This is a genomic window from Streptomyces sp. MNU76, assembly GCF_020982545.1.
Taxonomy (GTDB): domain Bacteria; phylum Actinomycetota; class Actinomycetes; order Streptomycetales; family Streptomycetaceae; genus Streptomyces.
On the sequence record NZ_JAJKLK010000019.1, the window covers coordinates 587,712 to 604,850 of the forward strand.

A 17,139-nucleotide genomic window follows, 5' to 3' on the forward strand; every position below is an offset into this window, starting at 1 on the left:
CCCACGGCTGTCCACGCTGGCCAAGCTGTACGCCGCCGATCGGTGGATCATCCTCGACTTAACCGACCCGCTCACCAGGTGTGTGCCACGTTGACGAGACCAGTGTCCTGAGCCGTGCCACAGTCGTTAACCGCCCCGAGTCCTGATGTACGGGACGTTGGGGAGAGAACATGCCACTGCGACTGGTCCTGGGACAGCTACGGGTTCAGGAGGTACGACACAACGGGCTGTTGGGCCACACCATCGTGCGCGCCGACGGATCACTCCACGACTTGGCGGACGCGTACCTGCGCACGTGCACCGCTGGGACTGCTCGGACGTACGCCTACCTGCTGGTCGATCACCTGCGCTGGCTGGAGTGTGAGGTCCTCAAGCCCGAGTCGGTGGGCCTGCGGGACCTGGAGCGCTACATGGGGGCGGTCGGCGCGGAGGTGCCGGGACCGTACGGCCAGCCATGGCGCCCGGACAAGCGCCCGTACGGGCCGAGTTCCCTGCTCACGGCCGCCGCTTGTGTCAAGGGTTTCTACGTCTTCCAGGGACGGCAGGGCATCAATGAGGCACTCGCCAAGGCCCTGGACGGAACTCGGTTGCCGACAAAGGCGGACCGTCGAAGGTCCTTCCTCGGGCACACCCTGCAGGCCCTGCCCTCCAACCCGCTGACCCCGACGAAGACCGTGCGACGGCGCCATCCCAAGATGCTGCCCGAGCAGGCCCGGCCCCGGCTTGTCGAAGAGCTGTCCTCGGCCAGGGACCGCATGGTCGTGACGTGGCTCGACGACGGCGGTTTCCGCATCGGCGAGTTGTGCGGTCTCCACCTCACCGATCTCCATCTGCGTGACGGCGCCCCATGCGGGGACTGTGTCTCTCCGCACGTCCACATCTGCCACCGGGAACGCAACGCCAACCGGGCCCGCGTCAAGGTCAAGGACCCTTGGATCGTCGAATCCGGAGTGGTACGAGGCGGTGAGGTCCGAAGGGCCAGTCCGACGATGATCCACACCTACTTCGAGTACATCACCAGTGAGTACCCCCGCTCCGCCCGGCACGGGATGCTGCTCGTTCAGCTGCATGGGCCACGCCGGGGCGAGCCCTGGGCCACCGCTGCGGCACGCGGAATGCTGCGGCGAGCCGGGATCCGCGTCGAGCTCGGCAAGATCCTGCCCAAGGAGTTCAGGCACTCCTTCACCAGCGCGGTCCTCGACGCGTCCGACGGCAACACGATGATCGCCCGTGAAGCCGGCGGCTGGAAGTCGGCCGCCATGGTCGAGGAGGTCTACGGCCACACCGATGTCCATGACCCGGTCCTCGCCGCCGCCCTGGAGCGCACCTGGGAGGAGCAGTGACCACGGTCCTGCCCTTGCTGTCCGGTGCTGCACCTGACCGGACCGTTCGCGACAGACTTGAGATCCTCACCGCCCTGATCGCCGCGCCGAGTTTCGACCCGCTGTTCCGCGACGAGATCATCCAGATCCCCGGTCAGCACTCGGTCTTCACCTGGGGCTGCCAGGTTCCACACTGCGAACGCCCGGGCTACGAGGCATCGCGGTTGTGTGCCACACATGATCGTCAGTGGCGCGGTGCACACGCTCGGGGTGAGCGTAAAGCGGTCTTCCTCGCTTCCGCTGAGGCGTTGGTCGCGCACCAAGGCTTCGGCTACGGACGCTGCCGCGTCTGCCCCGGGCGACCGGCGCACACCCGTGAATTGCGGCTGTGTGAACGCCACGAGCACCTGTGGTCTGTCTTCTGCAGGGACGAGACGGCGACGCCGGATCTGGAGCAGTGGGCGGCTGATCAAAGCGCCTTCCACAGTTTCGGTACCTGCCGAGTCCCGGCCTGCGCCGAACTCTCCGTCTCCCCCTTGGGCCTGTGCCTGGGACACCGCCATCGTTACAACCTGGAGGGCAGGCCCGGCGGCGCGACCATCCCTCAAGCATGGCGACGCGTCTACGAAGACCGAGGCCGCCCCGTCCCTGTGAACATCGAGGATGAACACACCTACGCGCAGTGGCGCGCGAGGACCGGCCCGCTGTTCCGGGCCGGTCAGATCAACCTCAAGAGACTGCGTCCCCTGGTCCGAGCCGAGATCCAGTGGGGCCTCTTCGCACACACCCAGGAGGCGGACCCCGGCTACTGGGCGATCACCTCGATCCAGCGCTTGGTGGCCGTCTGCCGCGAGCGGGGCTTCGACTCGCTGGCGGACGCAGACACTGACGGCGAGCACCACAAGGTCCGGGCAATCGCCCGGTCGCTCCGCGACACCCTTCAGGTGCTCTACTCCACTCCGGAGGAGACCAAAGAGGCCGGCTACATCGAGACCGAGCACTTCGGCCGTCGCTTTCCACGCAGCGCCAGCCGTATCGATCTCACCGCGGTCAGCCAGCCCTGGCTGCGCGACCTACTCTGGGACCACCTCGCTGCTCTCATGCGCTCCCACAAGTGCCCGCGCTCTCGCGCCCCCTTGGACAACGCCCGCCGCGCCTGCATGGAGCTCAGTGCCTTCTTGGCTATCGATGCCCCGGACGTCGGCCATGACCCCAGGGCACTTACCACCCGCCATGCCGAACGGTTTGTCGCCGATCAACGCCAACGGGAAGGCAAGGGCATGCCGACACTCGCACGACCCGTCCGTGACAACGGCACGCCTTCACTCGTCACCCCGAACATCCGAAGGATCGTCTTCAACTACAGCCGCAAGATCCTCTATGACGCCCTCGAATCCGGCGAAGCCGACCGAATCGGCCTGGACCGCTCCTTCATCACCGCATTCCCACCCGGCGGGGAGGCCCAACGCGTCTCGCGCAACCCCTTCACCGACCAGGTCGCCCGCGCGCTCGCTGACGAGGCCAACCTGCAGCAGTTCGCTCGTGAATACGACGTCAACGACCGTGGCCTGCGCGACATTTGGGAGGCCCTCGTGCTCACCGGACGACGTTGCAGCGAAGTGCTCAAGCTCCGTCTGGACTGCGTCGGCCGCTACCACGGCCGACTGCCGATGCTCTGGCACGACCAGACCAAGGTCGGGAACTACAACGAGGGCATCCGCATCCCCGAACGGCTTTACACCAGCCTCGAAAAGCGCCGCCGCACGACGCTGGAACGCTTCGAGCTGCGAAACGGACGCCAGCCCACCGCTGAAGAGCGGACCGGGATGGCGCTGTTCCCCACCGAGGTACGCAATCGCGGAGAGCGGCGATCAATCAGCCACACCTTCTTCCACCTGCAGTTCAAGAGCTGGGTCGACAGCCTCGACCTCGGGAAATGCGTCCCCCACCAGGCGCGTCACACGCTGGCCACCAAGCTCCTGAGCAATGGCGCCAGCCTTGCCCACATCCGGCGCTACCTCGGTCAGGTCTCCGACCGGATGGCCGAGCACTACGCCAAGGTCGCCGACTCCGAGATCGAGACCGTCCTGCAGGCCGTCTGGGTCTCCGGCCCCGGAGCCGCCCGCCCCGGGGAACTCCTCACCGGCGCCGAACCCCTCAGCCGCGAGCAAGCCACGGCCCTGGCCCTGGACCTCAGCCGCCGCAGCACTCCGGCCGAGGGCGGTTTCTGCACCTTCCAACCCGTGGTCAACGGCGACGCCTGTCCCTGGAAGCTCAACTGCGAAGGCTGCGACAAATTCGTCCTCTCCGGCGCTGACCTCCTCTACTGGCGGCGCAAGCAGGAGCAGTGGCGAAGTATCGCCGAGAGGGCGCCCGACGACGCCACCGCCGACTACCTCCACCAGGTCTTCGAACCGACCGCACGGGCCATCGATGGCCTGGAACGGGTACTGGCGGGTCTCGGCCTGCTCGAAGACGCGCTGGCGCTGGACCTGCGCCGGCCCCAGGACTTCTACCACCGCCTCTGGAACACCGCCTTCCAGACCAGCGACCTCGCCGACCTCGCCAGCGACGCCGCCTACACATCCATCACCGAGGGGCCATGAGCACCAAGCCGCACCAACGGACCGCAGCCGCCATCGCTTCGCGCCGTCAGACCGCCGAGGCGATGCTCGACCGAGTCCGGGAGGCCCTTGCCCGGATGGAGCGCAGCCGCGCGCCGATCACGGTGGCCGCCGTTGCCCGTCAAGCCGACGTCTCCCGCACGTTCCTCTACCAGAACTCCCAGGCCAAGGACCTCATTGCCCAAGCGTCCACACGAAGTGGTGTCGGCCGTGAGCAAGACCGCGAGGACGCTGACGCCCGCCTCACGGCCTCGTGGCGCGAACGGGCACTCAACGCCGAGGACGGTCTGAAGACAGCACTGGGAGAGGTCCGTACTCAGCGTGATCGCATCGGCGAACTCCTCGGCCGAATCCGTGACTTGGAACAGGATCTACCCAAGGACGCCGTCCAGCGCGTGATGACGGAGAACACCACCCTCAGACGCCAGATCCAGCAACTCGGCGGCGAGCGCAGGAGCCTGGAAGACCGGTTGAAGGGGGCGCGCGAGAACAACCGCTTCCTCGACAAGCGCGTTGCTGAACTCGAGGCTCAGCTTGCCGAGCTGCTGACCCAACGCGGCGCACTGGACTTGCCTTGACGCTTCGTAACTGCCCTGGCGACCAGACATGTTCGTTCCCGGTGTAATGTCCCTCTACCGGGGCTGACCGTTCACGTTGTCCTCGAACAGTTCCCGGGTACGGCACAGCAGGGCTTCCCGCACGTCGTCCGGTGACAGGACCCGCAGTGGTGTGGCCAGGCTGAGGAGGTACTTGGCGAGCCCGTCCGCGTCGGGGCCGCCGATGTTGACGATCGTGGCGTCGGGGCCTTCCGGGCGGTGGGTACCGACCGTCGGCGGGATCAGCCGAAGCGACTGATCCAGGGGCAGCGGGAGGCGGATCGTCACGTAGAGCGGGTAGGTCCCGGTCGCGATGGAGCGGGAAACAAGAAGGGCCGGGTCAGGTGGGTCGATGAACTCCACCGGGCGTCCGGCCGGCTGTATCTGGCCGACCCTGTCGGCTCGGAAGGTACGCCACTCGTTCCGCCTCACGTCCCGGGCGACGAAGTACCAACGGCGTCCCGTGTAGAACGCCGCTGAGCGCGGCCTCGCGCAGCCCGACGGCCACGGCGAGTGCCTCTTCGTCATCGAGGATCAAGGGCGGCAGCCGTGCTCCGGCGCGGAGGCGATAACCGCCCCACGGCCCGGGGTCGGACTCGACTCCGTAGCCGATTTCTCGGAGCCTGGCGATGTCCCGCCGCACCGTGCGCTCGGTGACCGCCATGTGGTCGGCCAGCTCGCCGCAGGTCCACGACGGCCGCGCGGACAGCAGTGAGACCAGTCGCAGCAGACGGGCGGATGTACTGATCACATCGTGAAGTGTCCCGCATGACCAGGACCGAATCTGTCCTGGTCCCGGCATAGCGTCTTCCCCATGAGCACCGGAAATACGTCCGCACCCGCGATCCGCTACTCGGCCATCACTTTTGACTGCCCGGACCCCGCCGCAATGGCCCGCTTCTATGGAGAGGCCCTCGGCCTGCCTGTCGCCTACTCCAGCGACGACTTCATCCTGCTCGGCCAGGAGGGCTCGGCTGGACTGGGGTTCAATCGGCTGACCGACTACAGGCGTCCCACCTGGCCGGACCCGTCCCAGGAGAAGCAGGCCCACATCGAACTGGGCGTCGACGACCTGGAGGGCGCGCAGGCTCACCTGCTGGCCCTGGGTGCTGTCGAGCCCCCGGCCCAGCCCCAGCCCGACCGGTGGAGGGTCCTGCTGGACCCCGCTGGCCACCCGTTCTGCATCACCACCCTGGTCTGAGCATGATCGGCAGACTCATGACCATGACCGCGCACCCGGGCAGGGGCGGCGAACTCGCCGCCGTCCTGCTGAGGGTCGCGGAGACGCTGCACGGCTTCCCTGGCTGTGAGATCTATCTGATCAGCCAGGACGCAGCCGATCCGGACACAGTGCATGTCACCGAGGTCTGGCGGGACGCGGCCAGTGCGCAGGCAGCCCTCGCCGCACCGTCGCGCGCCGACGGTCCCGACCCTGCAGATGTCCTCGCGCTGCTGTCGTCTCCGCCGCAACGCACGGACCTGACTGTCCTCGGCGGAGTGGGTCTCCCCACCGCCGACGGCCGGCCCTGACACACGCCCCTGGCCGCAAGAATGGCCCGCTCGGGGGTCATTCCTGCGGCCGGGTCGCGTAGGACCGGCACTGACATGCCCGTCGCGCCGCTGATGATGCGAGCACTGACAGAACGGCGGCCGGCAGCGCTGTCCTCCACGTCGCGAACATGCACGGGACGTGAACTTGCAGTTCAGGGGCTCTTCTACACACGCGACGCTCGGAAAACTCGACGACGTCCAGTTCGCCCGGCGCGACTACCAGCACCGGGCCCGCCTCGCGGCCCTGGACAGCCCCGCCAGGCAGCAGTGGCTCACGCTCCCCAGCCACTTGCCCGACGGGCGCCCGACACTGATCAACCAGGCGCGGCTCGCCGACCCCAGCCGCTCCCGCCGTACCGTCAGCCTGCTGATTCGCCAGTACTACGGCCGCAGCCGCCACTGGCCCGCGGTGCGTGAAGTCCTGGACACGGTCCTCGATCAGTTCGAGGACGCCGACCGCGTCTCCGACATAGCCAGGGCGTCGACTATCGCCCTGCTCACCGCCCTTGGCTGGAGCGGTGACGTACTGGACAGCAGCACGATCCCGACTCGGGAGGGCCGATCAGAACGGCTCGCCGACCTTGCCGCGGTCACGAACAGTACCCACTATCTCTGCGGCACGGGTGGCTGGCGCTACCTCGACCCGGCTCCATTCGATGCCCACGGCATCCCGGTGCTGGCTTTCCACACGCCTGTGGATACGGAAGACCCACTCTGGCGGTGGTCCCGAGGGGTCAGCAGCCTCTGGGCACTGAGCCAGATCGGGCCGGAAGCCCTGGCTGCCGTGCTGGCGGCCCAACGAGACAAGGTCCTTCGGGGGCTTCACGTGACCGAGCCGCTGATGTCGGGCAAGAAGCCGTTCCTGTACGTCGTCGTGTGTGCGGCCGGGGTCGCTGGCGACGTCGGCAAGTCGATTACGGCTGCTCAGGAGGCGAACTGGGACGTGGGCGTGGTGGCCACTCCGCAGGGCCTGGGTTTCATCGACACGGAGGGGTAGCCGATCTGCAACGAATCGAAGAATGATCTCTTGGTCGAGGCCCTCCACAGCGTAGGCAGCCGCGTGCCGCAAGATGAGCGGGCCACATCGGGAACTTCGACGTGGTGGAGGACTTCATACTCAAGCATGCACGCGTACGCCTCCGCGCTCCTGGACGCGGGGGAGAACATCAAGGCGCTCTCCGAGTACCTCGGCCACTCGGACCCGGGCTTCACGCTGCGGACGTACACGCACCTGCTGCCGTCCAGCGACACCCACACCCGCAAGGCGATAGACGACGCCTTCACCGAGGAAGCCGAGCAGGGAGGGCACATCAGTGCCCTCGCCAGAGCCAATGTGCCCTGGCCGCCTGAGGGCGCCTCCCGGCACACGATGAGGGTGGAGCCCTTAAAGCTCCACCCAATGCCCAAGAAACCCCAAGTCAGGGCCACACCAGGCAATAAGGCTGATGCCCCGCCTCATGCAACCGATGGCTGAAGTCCTGCCACTCGTGCAGCAGTTGGTAGACGTTGAACGCGTCGCGCGGGCCGCCGCGGTCCGGGACCGTCGACCAGATGAACGCGGCCGCGCCCACCGCCTCCTCGCCGATGCCGCGCAGCGGGTCGACGACGGTCATGGGGAGCTTCACGACCGCGTAGTCGGGGTGCAGGACGACCAGTTCGAGCGGGGGCACCTTGTGGAGGGGGACGCCTTCGATGCCGGTCAGCACCATCGCGGCCATCGTCTCCGGCTTGATCTTGGTGAACATGCCGTTCATGCCGAGTTCGTCGCCGCCGAGTTCCTCGGGGCGCATCGAGATCGGGACGCGGGCCGCGGTCGCGCCGTCGGGCGCGCCGAAGTATTTGTACGTCACCCCCACCCGACCACCATTCCCGCTCCCCGCCCGGAGCCGGCCCACCGCGTGGTCCAGGCCGTCCACCCGGTCTGTGCGGTCCGCGCTCTCGATGCGGTCCGTACGGTCCTTGCGGTCCGCGCGGCTCCTGCGTTCCGCACGCGTCCTGCGATCCACCAGGTCAGGCCGGTCCATCCGGTCCGTCTGATCCATTCCGTCCACACGATTGACACGATCCACATGATCGGCGCGATCCATACGGTCCATACCGTCCATACGGCTGCGCCGCCCGATCCGCTCAGCGCCACCGCCCTGGATCCGGTCGGACCCACCGGGCGGGACCCGGTCGGAGCCATTGGACGGGATCCGGCCGGAAGCGCCCTCGGCGCGGCCGAGTCCGCCCTCGGACCGGTCGGGTCCCTGCGCGGAGCGGTCGGTTCCGCCCTCGCCCCGGTCGGCACCGGTCGGAATTCCCCCGGTGCCGGTCTGCCCGGTGCCGGTCGGGGAACGGTCGGCCTCGCCCTGCGCACCGCGTCGGCGACGTGAGCGCGGCGAAGCCGGCGGAGCCTCCTGCCGCTGGTCCTGCCGCTGGTCCTGCGAACCGCGTGCGTCGCGTGCGTCACGCGCGGCGCGCGGATCGAGTGGGTCGTGTGTGCCGTGTGCACCCTGCGGACCGTACACGCCCGGCTGCCCCTGCGGTGTGTACGGGGGCTGTGACCCCGGCGACCCCACGGGCGGCGGCGGTACCGAGGGAAGGGGTGGCACGGGCGGCGCCGGCGGTCCCACCGGCCGGGCCGGCGGACCGCTCTGCGGCCCCGGCGACGACTGCGGGCCCGGCCCGGCCGCCCCGCTCACCTCGCCCGGCGCGCTGCGGTCGGTCGACCCGCCCCGCTCCTGCCGTGTCTCCGCGGCCTCCTCCGCCTCGCGCCGGTGCCTGCCCCGCCGGGCACGACGAGGACCGAGGTCACCGGTCCCCTCGCCCAGTCCGCCACCGCGATGCATATCTCCACCCGAACGCATTTCTGGGCCGCGTGACCCCGCCGCGCAACCCGATCATCGTGTCAGTGACCTCCCCCGCGACCGCTCGCCGAAACGTGCGCGCAAACACCAGTCGGCAGGATCTTCGGAGCCTCTGACACCATGGCCTGTGTGAGCTATCCGTACGAAGCCCCAGTTTCGCAGACTCTTTTCGAGCGCGCGGCGGCCGTCACGCCCGGCGGCGTGAACTCTCCCGTGCGCGCCTTCCGCGCCGTGGGCGGTACGCCCCGGTTCATGGTGTCCGGTACCGGTCCCTATCTCACCGACGCCGACGGTCGGGAGTATGTAGATCTTGTGTGCTCGTGGGGTCCGATGATCCTCGGGCACTCCCGGCCCGAGGTCGTCGCCGCCGTCCAGGAGGCCGTCGGGCGCGGCACCTCCTTCGGTACGCCCGGCGAGGGCGAGGTCGCGCTGGCAGAGGAGATGGTCGACCGGGTCGGGCCCCTGGAGCAGGTGCGGCTGGTGTCCAGCGGGACCGAGGCCACCATGTCGGCGATCCGGCTCGCCCGCGGTTTCACCGGCCGTGCCAAGGTGGTGAAGTTCGCCGGGTGTTACCACGGTCACGTCGACTCGCTGCTCGCCGCCGCCGGGTCCGGCCTCGCCACCTTCGCGCTCCCCGACACCCCGGGCGTCACCGGTGCCCAGGCCGGCGACACGATCGTGCTGCCCTACAACGACCTCGACGCCGTGCGCGCCGCCTTTGCCGCCCACCCCGGTGAGATCGCCTGTGTGATCACCGAGGCGTCCCCGGGCAACATGGGCGTCGTCCCGCCGCTGCCGGGCTTCAACCAGGGCCTCAAGGACGTCTGCGCGGAGAACGGCGCGCTGTACGTGTCCGACGAGGTGATGACCGGCTTCAGGACCAGCCGGGCCGGGTGGTTCGGCATCGACGGGGTCGTCCCGGACCTGATGACCTTCGGCAAGGTGATGGGCGGCGGCTTCCCCGCCGCGGCCTTCGGCGGTCGCGCCGACGTGATGGCCCGCCTCGCGCCCGCCGGGCCCGTCTACCAGGCCGGCACGCTCTCCGGGAACCCGGTCGCGACGGCCGCCGGGCTCGCCCAGCTGCGGCTGCTGGACGAGGCGGCGTACGACGTCGTCGACGCCGTGTCCCGGCAGATCCAGGGGCTCGTCACGGACGCGCTCAGCAAGGAGGGCGTCGCGCACACGCTGCAGAACGCCTCCAACATGTTCTCCGTGTTCTTCACGGAGACGCCCGTGCGGAACTACGAGGAGGCCAAGGCGCAGGAGTCGTACCGCTTCAACGCCTTCTTCCACTCGATGCTGTCGCAGGGCGTCTACTTGCCGCCGTCGTCGTTCGAGTCGTGGTTCGTGTCGACCGCGCACGACGAGCGGGCGGTTCAGCGGATCGCCGACGCCCTTCCGGCGGCGGCGCGGGCAGCAGCGGAGGCTTCGGCAGCATGAGTGACATCACGGTCGTCCACCTGATGCGGCACGGCGAGGTCGCCAACCCGGAGGGGATCCTTTACGGGCGCCTGGACGGGTACCACCTCTCCGACCTCGGGCGGCGCATGGCCGACCGGGTCGCCGAGCACCTGGCGCCCCGGGACATCACGCACGTCGTCGCCTCCCCGCTGGAGCGGGCGCAGGAGACGGCGACGCCGATCGCCAAGGCGCACGGGCTCGACCTCGCCACCGACGGGCGCCTCATCGAGGCGGACAACGTCTTCCAGGGCAAGACCTTCGGCGTCGGCGACGGCGCGCTGAAGCGGCCGGAGAACTGGAAGCACCTGGTCAACCCGTTCAAGCCGTCGTGGGGCGAGCCGTACGTCGACCAGGTCGTGCGGATGATGGGGGCCCTCGACGCGGCGAAGGACGCGGCGCGCGGGCACGAGGCCGTGCTGGTCTCGCACCAGCTGCCGATCTGGATCGTGCGGTCGTACGTCGAGAAGCGGCGGCTGTGGCACGATCCGCGCCGGCGGCAGTGCACGCTCGCGTCGCTGACCACGTTCACGTACCAGGGCGACAGGATCGTTTCCGTGGGGTACAGCGAGCCGGCGCGGGATCTGGTGCCGCCGCATCTGCTGGCGGGCGCCAAGCCGGTCAAGGGAAAAGACAAGGCCTTTGGTGCGTGAGTGCTCCGCTGAACAGCCGTGTGTGAGGTTGTCGGGGAACTGCGGGTCCGTCGTGGTTGCTCGCGCAGTTCCCCGCGCCCCTAAGGCGTCTGAGCTTTCCGGAGATCAATAGGAACCGCCGCGTCCTCTCCGCCCTCTCAGACGGTGTGCTTCACGTGAACTGGTGCGTGAACTGACCCAAGGGGGACGTAATGCGCGAGATTTCGCGGAGGGGGATGCTCGGTGTCGGCGCGGGAGCGGTCGCCGGACTGGGGCTGACGGGATGCGGTACGGGGTCCGGGGGCAAGCCGACCGAGGCCGGCGGGGCCGGTGACGGCGGCAAGGGCTCGGGGAAGAAGAAGCCGGGGAAGACGGCGAAGCCACTGGGTGACGGGTCGACCTCGTACACCGGCAAGCAGCCGAACCAGCCGGGCAAGCCGCGGCCGCTGGCGCCCGGCGAGACGCCGCCGCAGTTCGTGGTGTTCTCCTGGGACGGGGCCGGAGACGTCGGGAACGGGCTTTTCGAGCGGTTCCTGAAAGCCGGGCGGGACCACGACGCCCATATGACGTTCTTCCTCTCCGGGATCTATGTCCTGCCGGAATCGAAGAAGCGTCTCTACCTTCCGCCGAACAACGCGCCCGGCGCCTCCGACATCGGTTATCTGACGGACGAGCACATCAAGTCGACGCTGGGACACCTGCGTACGGCGTGGCTCGACGGGCACGAGATAGGCACCCATTTCAACGGCCATTTCTGCGGCGGCAGCGGCTCGGTCGGCAACTGGACGCCGAAGCAGTGGCGCAGCGAGATCGAGCAGGCGAAGTCCTTCGTCAAGGAGTGGCGGACCAACAGCGGCTGGACGGACGTCGAGCCCCTGCCGTTCGACTACGACAAGGAGCTGGTCGGCGGCCGGACGCCGTGTCTGCTGGGGCAGGAGAACCTGCTGCCCACCGCGCGCGAGCTGGGCTGGCGCTACGACTCCTCCTCGCCCGGCGGCCTCCAGGTCTGGCCGAAGAAGAAGCAGGGTCTGTGGGACCTGCCCCTGCAGTCCGTGCCGTTCCCCGGGCGGAGCTTCGAGGTGCTCTCCATGGACTACAACATCATGTACAACCAGTCCCAGAACTCCACCCAGGCCCCACCCGCCAACTACCCGGCCTACCGCACCCAGGCCACCGGCGCGTACGTCGCCGGGTTCCAGCGGGCGTACGAGACGAACCGGGCGCCACTGTTCATAGGGAACCACTTCGAGGAGTGGAACGGCGGGGTCTACATGGACGCCGTCGAGGAGGCCCTCAAGCACATCGCGCGGGCCAAGGAGAAGGCCAAGGACGGCGAGATACGGATCGTGTCCTTCCGGCAGTTCGTGGACTGGATGGACGCGCAGACCCCGGACGTCCTCGCCAAGCTCCAGACCCTCGGCGTGGGGCAGGAGCCGACCGGTGGGTGGAAGGAGTTCCTGGGAGCCGGTTCGACAGCCTGACCTGCGGAGAAGGGGGCCGTCGACCCCGCCGTAAGCCCCCGAAACGGGCATGCGAAACTTTTCACATGAGTGTCCGTACGAGCCGCAGTCGTGCCGCTTTGCTCTCAGCCGGGGCCGCCGCCCTGGCGCTGACGCTGTCCGCCTGCGCGGGCGGGGGCATCGAGGGCGGTGGCGGTCAGACCGGCTTCATCACCGGATCCGACGGGATCGCCACGGTGAAGAAGGGGGACCGGGACACCGCGCCCGACCTCTCCGGGAAGACCATCGACGGCAAGCAGCTCGACCTCTCCGCCTACCAGGGCAAGATCATCGTCCTGAACGTGTGGGGCTCCTGGTGCGCGCCCTGCCGCGCCGAGGCCCCCAACCTGGCCAAGGTCTCCGAGGACCTCGCGGACCAGGGAGTGCAGTTCGTCGGCATCAACACCCGCGACACCAGCACCCGGCCCGCGATCGCCTTCGAGAAGCAGTACAAGGTCGAGTACCCGAGCCTGTACGACCCCACGGGCAAGCTGCTGCTGCGCTTCGAGAAGGGCTCGCTCAACCCGCAGCTGATCCCCTCCACCCTGGTCGTCGACCGGGAGGGAAAGCTCGCGGCGCGCACCCAGCAGGCGCTGAGCGAGGAGAAGCTGCGCAAGATGCTCGACCCGATCCTCGCGGAGAAGTGACGTGATGGTGTCGGGAACGGCCGCGCTCACCACGACCGCCGCCGAGCTGAACGAGACCGTCTTCAACGGGGCCCTGCTGCTGGCCCTGCCGATCGCCGTCCTCGGCGGACTCGTCTCCTTCTTCTCCCCCTGTGTCCTGCCACTGGTGCCCGGCTATCTGTCGTACGTCACCGGAGTCGGCGGCACCGACCTGGTCGACGCCCGCCGCGGCCGGATGGTGGCCGGGGCCGGGCTGTTCGTGCTCGGGTTCACCATCGTGTTCGTCTCCAGCGGCGCGCTCTTCGGCTACTTCGGCCGGACCCTGCTGGAGCACCAGGACGTGCTCACCAAGGTGCTCGGCGCGCTGATGATCGCCATGGGCCTGTTCTTCATGGGGCTGATGCCCTGGTTCACCCAGCGCGAGTTCCGCTTCCACACCAAGCCGGCCACCGGGCTCGTGGGCGCCCCGATACTGGGCGCGCTCTTCGGCATCGGCTGGGTGCCCTGCATCGGCCCGACCCTCGCCTCGGTCAACGCGCTCGCCCTCGAACAGGCCAGCGCCGGGCGGGGAGCGCTGCTGATGGTGGCGTACTGTCTGGGGCTGGGCCTGCCCTTCGTGCTCGCCGCGGTGGCCTTCCGTAAGGCGCTCGGCGCCTTCGCCTGGGTCAAGCGGCACTACGCGTGGGTGCTGCGCATCGGCGGCGGCATGATGATCACGATCGGACTGCTCATGCTGACCGGCGCCTGGGACCGCATCATTCAGGAGATGCAGGTCTGGTCCTCCGGTTTCACCCCTGGGATCTGAGCCAATGACGACGACCGACTCCGGCCGCGAGGCCTCCGGCGAGCGGAAGAACAGCACCGAGCACACCGGCGACGGCGACGGCGAGGACCGTCCGGCCGGCGCGGCCCGGTCCACGGACCGGGCCCGGCCGTCCGGGAAACGCGGTTCCACCGCCGCCGACCGGCCCGCCGCTTCGGCCTCCGCCACCGGTCGTGCCTCCGCGTCCCCCGACGACAACGAGCTCGGAGCCGCCGGCTCGCAGCTGTCCACCGCTCCGCAGGAGGACGCGCCGAACCTGCCCGCGCTGGGGGCGATCGGGTGGGCCCGCTGGTTCTGGCGGCAGCTGACCTCGATGCGGGTCGCGCTGATCCTGCTGTTCATGCTGACGCTCGCGGCGATCCCCGGCTCGCTGATCCCGCAGTCGGGACAGGACGAGACCCGGGTCGCCGACTTCATGGAGCGGCACGACACCCTGGGACCGATCTACGAGAAGCTCGGGCTGTTCCACGTCTACAGCTCGGTGTGGTTCTCGGCGATCTACATCCTGCTGTTCATCTCGCTCATCGGCTGCATCGTGCCCCGCACCTGGCAGTTCGTGGGCCAGCTGCGCGGCCGCCCGCCGGGCGCGCCCAGGCGGCTGACCCGGCTGCCGGCCTACGCCACCTGGCGCACCGAGGCGACGCCCGAGCAGGTGCGCGAGGCCGCGCTGAGGGCGCTGAAGAAGCGCCGGTTCCGCGCGCACCTCGCCGGGGACGCGGTCGCCGCGGAGAAGGGCTATCTGCGGGAGGCGGGCAACCTCGCCTTCCACATCGCCCTGATCGTGATGCTCGTCGCCTTCGCCTGGGGCCAGCTCTACCGCTCCGAGGGCAACAAGCTGATCGTCGAGGGCGACGGCTTCGCCAACACCCTCACCCAGTACGACGACTTCAAGTCCGGCAGCCTCTTCACCGCCGAGGACCTCAACCCCTTCAGCTTCGACCTCAAGAACTTCCGGGGCACCTACGAGGTGAGCGGGCCGAACAAGGGCACCCCCCGGATCTACGAGGCGTACATCGACTACGCGGTCGGCGCGGACGGCAAGGAGAAGTCGACCAAGATCGAGGTCAACAAGCCGCTGGAGATCGGCGACTCCAAGGTCTACCTGGTCAGCCACGGATACGCCCCCGTGATCACCGTGCGGGACGGCAAGGGCGAGGTCGTCTTCAGCGACGCCGCGCCGCTGCTGCCGCTGGACTCCAACGTGACCTCCTCCGGCGCGATCAAGGTCATGGACGGCTACACCAACGCCCAGGGCAAGCGGGAACAGCTCGGCTTCCAGGCGTTCTTCCTGCCGACGTACGGCGGCGAGAACACGGCCGTGCTCTCGCAGTTCCCCGCGCTGCTGAACCCCGTGCTCAACCTGGAGCCCTACCACGGTGACCTCGGGGTCGACTCGGGTGTGCCGCAGAGCGTGTACCGCCTGGAGAAGCGGAAGCTGAAGGCGTACGAGGACGACAAGGGCGCGCAGGTGCGGGAGAACCTGAAGGTCGGCGAGACCATGACGCTGCCCGGGGGGAACGGCACGGTCACCTTCGACGGGGTGAAGGAGTGGGCCGGCTTCCAGGTCACCCAGCAGCCCGGCAGCGGGTGGGCCCTCGCCGGAGCGATCGCCGCCATTCTCGGCCTTGCCGCGTCCCTCTTCGTGCAGCGCCGCCGGGTGTGGGTGCGGGCGGTGGCCGGGGCCGACGGGGTCACGGTCGTGGAGATGGCGGGGCTCGGGCGCAGTGAGTCGGCGAAGGTGCCGGAGGAGTTGGGTGACTTGGCCGGGCTTGTGCACGACGAGGCTCCTACTGTCGCTGAGCTTGGTCCCGATGGTGAGCCGCCTGCTGGTGCCGAGGCCGACGGCGGTGACGCTGACCGGCGCTCGCCGGGTGCCGCTGCGCCCACCCGTGCCGCCCCAGCGGCACGATTGCCCGCAGCAAAGACGGACCTGAAGACCTCCACCTCTACCCCCAACCCCCCAGCCGTGCCGTCCGAAGGGGCCGAGCAGTGAATCTCGCCGCCGCCACCAACGAAAACCTCGCGAGCATCAGCAACACGCTGATCTACTCCGCGATGGCCGTGTACACCCTGGCCTTCTTCGCCTACATCGCCGAATGGCTCTTCGGGAGCCGGAGCAAGGTGGGCCGTACGGCCGCCGCGCTGACCTCCGAGGGCGGTGCCGCCGCGGAGAAGGCGGACGCGCCCGCGGTGACGGTGAAGACGGCCGGCGGGACCTCCGTGCTGGAGCGGCCGAAGGTGGTCGTGCGGGCCGCCACCGGCTCCCGGGACGTGCCGGACGGGCCCGGCGCCCACGGTGGGGACGAGCAGGGCGACCTCTACGGCCGTATCGCCGTGTCCCTCACCGTGGTCGCGTTCCTCGTCGAGTTCGGCGGGGTGCTCACGCGGGCGCTCTCGGTGCAGCGGGCGCCGTGGGGCAACATGTACGAGTTCAACATCACCTTCTCCACCGTGGCCGTCGGCGTGTACCTCTCGCTGCTCGCGCTGCGGAAGAACGTCCGCTGGCTCGGGCTGCCGCTCATCACGAGTGTCCTCCTCGATCTCGGTCTGGCCGTCACTGTCTTGTACACCGCCAGCGACCAGTTGGTTCCCGCCCTGCACTCGTACTGGCTGTACATCCACGTCTCGACCGCGATCTTCTGCGGCGCCGTGTTCTACGTCGGCGCGGTCGGCACGATCCTGTACCTGTTCAAGGACTCCTACGAGAGCAAGCTCGCGAGCGGCGGCCGGCCCGGCCGGTTCGCGACCTCGGTCATGGAGCGGCTGCCGGCCTCCGCCTCGCTCGACAAGTTCTCGTACCGCGTCAACGCCGCCGTCTTCCCGCTGTGGACGTTCACGATCATCGCGGGCGCCATCTGGGCGGGCGACGCGTGGGGCCGCTACTGGGGCTGGGACCCCAAGGAGACCTGGTCGTTCATCACCTGGGTCGCCTACGCCGGCTACCTGCACGCCCGCGCCACGGCCGGCTGGAAGGGCCGCAAGGCCGCGTACATCGCCATCGCCGCGTTCGCCTGCTGGCTGTTCAACTACTACGGCGTCAACATCTTCGTCAGCGGCAAGCACTCCTACGCGGATGTCGGCCTGGCGGTGCTGCACTCGGTCCGTTCCTGACGCGCATCCTCCAGGCGTTCGTGGACCGGGCCCGGCAGGGTCAAGGAC

Annotated in this window: 17 protein-coding genes and 2 pseudogenes; 16 read left to right on the top strand and 3 right to left on the bottom strand. The window is 69.0% G+C overall.

Features of this window, described 5'->3' with window-relative positions:
- Positions 1-170: 170 nt before the first annotated feature.
- Genes E4N62_RS29090 through E4N62_RS29100 form a run of 3 tightly spaced genes read left to right on the top strand, consistent with a single transcriptional unit; the run spans position 171 to position 4,524 of the window.
- The gene (locus E4N62_RS29090) at positions 171-1,343 is read left to right on the top strand and encodes a tyrosine-type recombinase/integrase (RefSeq protein ID WP_230219404.1); all 1,173 of its coding nucleotides are present in this window, start codon (positions 171-173) and stop codon (positions 1,341-1,343) included.
- Entirely contained in the window at positions 1,340-3,928 is a 2,589-nt protein-coding gene (locus E4N62_RS29095; RefSeq protein WP_230219406.1) for a site-specific integrase, read from the top strand. Before E4N62_RS29090 ends, E4N62_RS29095 begins: the two co-directional genes overlap by 4 nt.
- Entirely contained in the window at positions 3,925-4,524 is a 600-nt protein-coding gene (locus E4N62_RS29100; RefSeq protein WP_230219408.1) for a DUF6262 family protein, read from the top strand. Before E4N62_RS29095 ends, E4N62_RS29100 begins: the two co-directional genes overlap by 4 nt.
- 54 nt (positions 4,525-4,578) lie before the next feature.
- Here E4N62_RS29100 and E4N62_RS49720 read toward each other — a convergent pair whose 3' ends face one another.
- Both E4N62_RS49720 and E4N62_RS49725 read right to left on the bottom strand, forming a co-directional pair.
- Positions 4,579-4,974, bottom strand: a complete 396-nt coding sequence (locus tag E4N62_RS49720) for a WYL domain-containing protein (protein WP_374117078.1) — start codon at positions 4,972-4,974, stop codon at positions 4,579-4,581.
- The gene (locus E4N62_RS49725; RefSeq protein ID WP_374117079.1) at positions 4,883-5,293 is read right to left on the bottom strand and encodes a helix-turn-helix transcriptional regulator; all 411 of its coding nucleotides are present in this window, start codon (positions 5,291-5,293) and stop codon (positions 4,883-4,885) included. Before E4N62_RS49725 ends, E4N62_RS49720 begins: the two co-directional genes overlap by 92 nt.
- A gap of 63 nt (positions 5,294-5,356) precedes the next feature.
- On the opposite strand from E4N62_RS49725, the gene E4N62_RS29110 reads away from it, so the two are divergent.
- The 5 genes and pseudogenes from E4N62_RS29110 to E4N62_RS29130 all read left to right on the top strand — a co-directional run bounded on the left by E4N62_RS29110 (position 5,357) and on the right by E4N62_RS29130 (position 7,567).
- On the top strand, positions 5,357-5,743 hold the full coding sequence (locus E4N62_RS29110; RefSeq protein WP_230219410.1) for a VOC family protein: 387 nt from the start codon (positions 5,357-5,359) through the stop codon (positions 5,741-5,743).
- A 2-nt stretch (positions 5,744-5,745) separates the two neighbouring features.
- The gene (locus tag E4N62_RS29115) at positions 5,746-6,072 is read left to right on the top strand and encodes a putative quinol monooxygenase (RefSeq protein WP_230219412.1); all 327 of its coding nucleotides are present in this window, start codon (positions 5,746-5,748) and stop codon (positions 6,070-6,072) included.
- A 160-nt stretch (positions 6,073-6,232) separates the two neighbouring features.
- Positions 6,233-6,766 (top strand): annotated as a pseudogene (locus E4N62_RS29120) (WbqC family protein); the annotation flags it as partial.
- A 153-nt stretch (positions 6,767-6,919) separates the two neighbouring features.
- Positions 6,920-7,081 (top strand): annotated as a pseudogene (locus tag E4N62_RS29125) (flavoprotein); the annotation flags it as partial.
- 135 nt (positions 7,082-7,216) lie between these two features.
- Entirely contained in the window at positions 7,217-7,567 is a 351-nt protein-coding gene (locus E4N62_RS29130; RefSeq protein ID WP_374117080.1) for a hypothetical protein, read from the top strand.
- On the opposite strand, the gene E4N62_RS29135 is transcribed toward E4N62_RS29130, so the two are convergent.
- Positions 7,512-7,949 (bottom strand): hypothetical protein, encoded by a 438-nt coding sequence (locus tag E4N62_RS29135; RefSeq protein WP_003974483.1) that lies wholly within the window; start codon positions 7,947-7,949, stop codon positions 7,512-7,514. The genes E4N62_RS29130 and E4N62_RS29135 overlap by 56 nt on opposite strands.
- 213 nt (positions 7,950-8,162) lie before the next feature.
- On the opposite strand from E4N62_RS29135, the gene E4N62_RS29140 reads away from it, so the two are divergent.
- The 8 genes from E4N62_RS29140 (at position 8,163) to ccsB (ending at position 17,091) form a co-directional block, all read left to right on the top strand.
- Positions 8,163-8,468, top strand: a complete 306-nt coding sequence (locus E4N62_RS29140; RefSeq protein ID WP_230219414.1) for a hypothetical protein — start codon at positions 8,163-8,165, stop codon at positions 8,466-8,468.
- Between the two features lie 594 nt (positions 8,469-9,062).
- Positions 9,063-10,382 carry a glutamate-1-semialdehyde 2,1-aminomutase gene (gene hemL, locus E4N62_RS29145; protein ID WP_230219416.1) on the top strand — a complete coding sequence of 440 codons (1,320 nt, stop codon included), beginning with the start codon at positions 9,063-9,065 and terminating at the stop codon, positions 10,380-10,382.
- Positions 10,379-11,053, top strand: a complete 675-nt coding sequence (locus E4N62_RS29150) for a histidine phosphatase family protein (RefSeq protein ID WP_184904911.1) — start codon at positions 10,379-10,381, stop codon at positions 11,051-11,053. The genes hemL and E4N62_RS29150 overlap by 4 nt, the downstream gene beginning before the upstream one ends.
- 191 nt (positions 11,054-11,244) lie before the next feature.
- Complete coding sequence (locus tag E4N62_RS29155) at positions 11,245-12,513, top strand: hypothetical protein (protein WP_230219418.1); 1,269 nt, start codon at positions 11,245-11,247, stop codon at positions 12,511-12,513.
- A 65-nt stretch (positions 12,514-12,578) separates the two neighbouring features.
- Positions 12,579-13,178 (top strand): TlpA disulfide reductase family protein, encoded by a 600-nt coding sequence (locus E4N62_RS29160; RefSeq protein WP_230219420.1) that lies wholly within the window; start codon positions 12,579-12,581, stop codon positions 13,176-13,178.
- Between the two features lie 4 nt (positions 13,179-13,182).
- Positions 13,183-13,962, top strand: a complete 780-nt coding sequence (locus E4N62_RS29165; RefSeq protein WP_230219422.1) for a cytochrome c biogenesis CcdA family protein — start codon at positions 13,183-13,185, stop codon at positions 13,960-13,962.
- Between the two features lie 4 nt (positions 13,963-13,966).
- The gene (locus E4N62_RS29170; RefSeq protein WP_230219424.1) at positions 13,967-15,973 is read left to right on the top strand and encodes a cytochrome c biogenesis protein ResB; all 2,007 of its coding nucleotides are present in this window, start codon (positions 13,967-13,969) and stop codon (positions 15,971-15,973) included.
- On the top strand, positions 15,970-17,091 hold the full coding sequence (gene ccsB, locus E4N62_RS29175) for a c-type cytochrome biogenesis protein CcsB (RefSeq protein WP_230219426.1): 1,122 nt from the start codon (positions 15,970-15,972) through the stop codon (positions 17,089-17,091). Before E4N62_RS29170 ends, ccsB begins: the two co-directional genes overlap by 4 nt.
- Positions 17,092-17,139: the final 48 nt, after the last annotated feature.

Coding starts and splice junctions, on each gene's coding strand:
- E4N62_RS29150 (WP_184904911.1), top strand. CDS start 10,379: ATGAGTGACATCACGGTCGTCCACCTGATGCGGCACGGCGAGGTCGCC.
- E4N62_RS29140 (WP_230219414.1), top strand. CDS start 8,163: ATGATCGGCGCGATCCATACGGTCCATACCGTCCATACGGCTGCGCCG.
- E4N62_RS29090 (WP_230219404.1), top strand. CDS start 171: ATGCCACTGCGACTGGTCCTGGGACAGCTACGGGTTCAGGAGGTACGA.
- E4N62_RS29115 (WP_230219412.1), top strand. CDS start 5,746: ATGATCGGCAGACTCATGACCATGACCGCGCACCCGGGCAGGGGCGGC.
- E4N62_RS29170 (WP_230219424.1), top strand. CDS start 13,967: ATGACGACGACCGACTCCGGCCGCGAGGCCTCCGGCGAGCGGAAGAAC.
- hemL (WP_230219416.1), top strand. CDS start 9,063: ATGGCCTGTGTGAGCTATCCGTACGAAGCCCCAGTTTCGCAGACTCTT.
- E4N62_RS29160 (WP_230219420.1), top strand. CDS start 12,579: ATGAGTGTCCGTACGAGCCGCAGTCGTGCCGCTTTGCTCTCAGCCGGG.
- E4N62_RS29165 (WP_230219422.1), top strand. CDS start 13,183: ATGGTGTCGGGAACGGCCGCGCTCACCACGACCGCCGCCGAGCTGAAC.
- E4N62_RS29100 (WP_230219408.1), top strand. CDS start 3,925: ATGAGCACCAAGCCGCACCAACGGACCGCAGCCGCCATCGCTTCGCGC.
- E4N62_RS29110 (WP_230219410.1), top strand. CDS start 5,357: ATGAGCACCGGAAATACGTCCGCACCCGCGATCCGCTACTCGGCCATC.
- E4N62_RS29130 (WP_374117080.1), top strand. CDS start 7,217: ATGCACGCGTACGCCTCCGCGCTCCTGGACGCGGGGGAGAACATCAAG.
- E4N62_RS29155 (WP_230219418.1), top strand. CDS start 11,245: ATGCGCGAGATTTCGCGGAGGGGGATGCTCGGTGTCGGCGCGGGAGCG.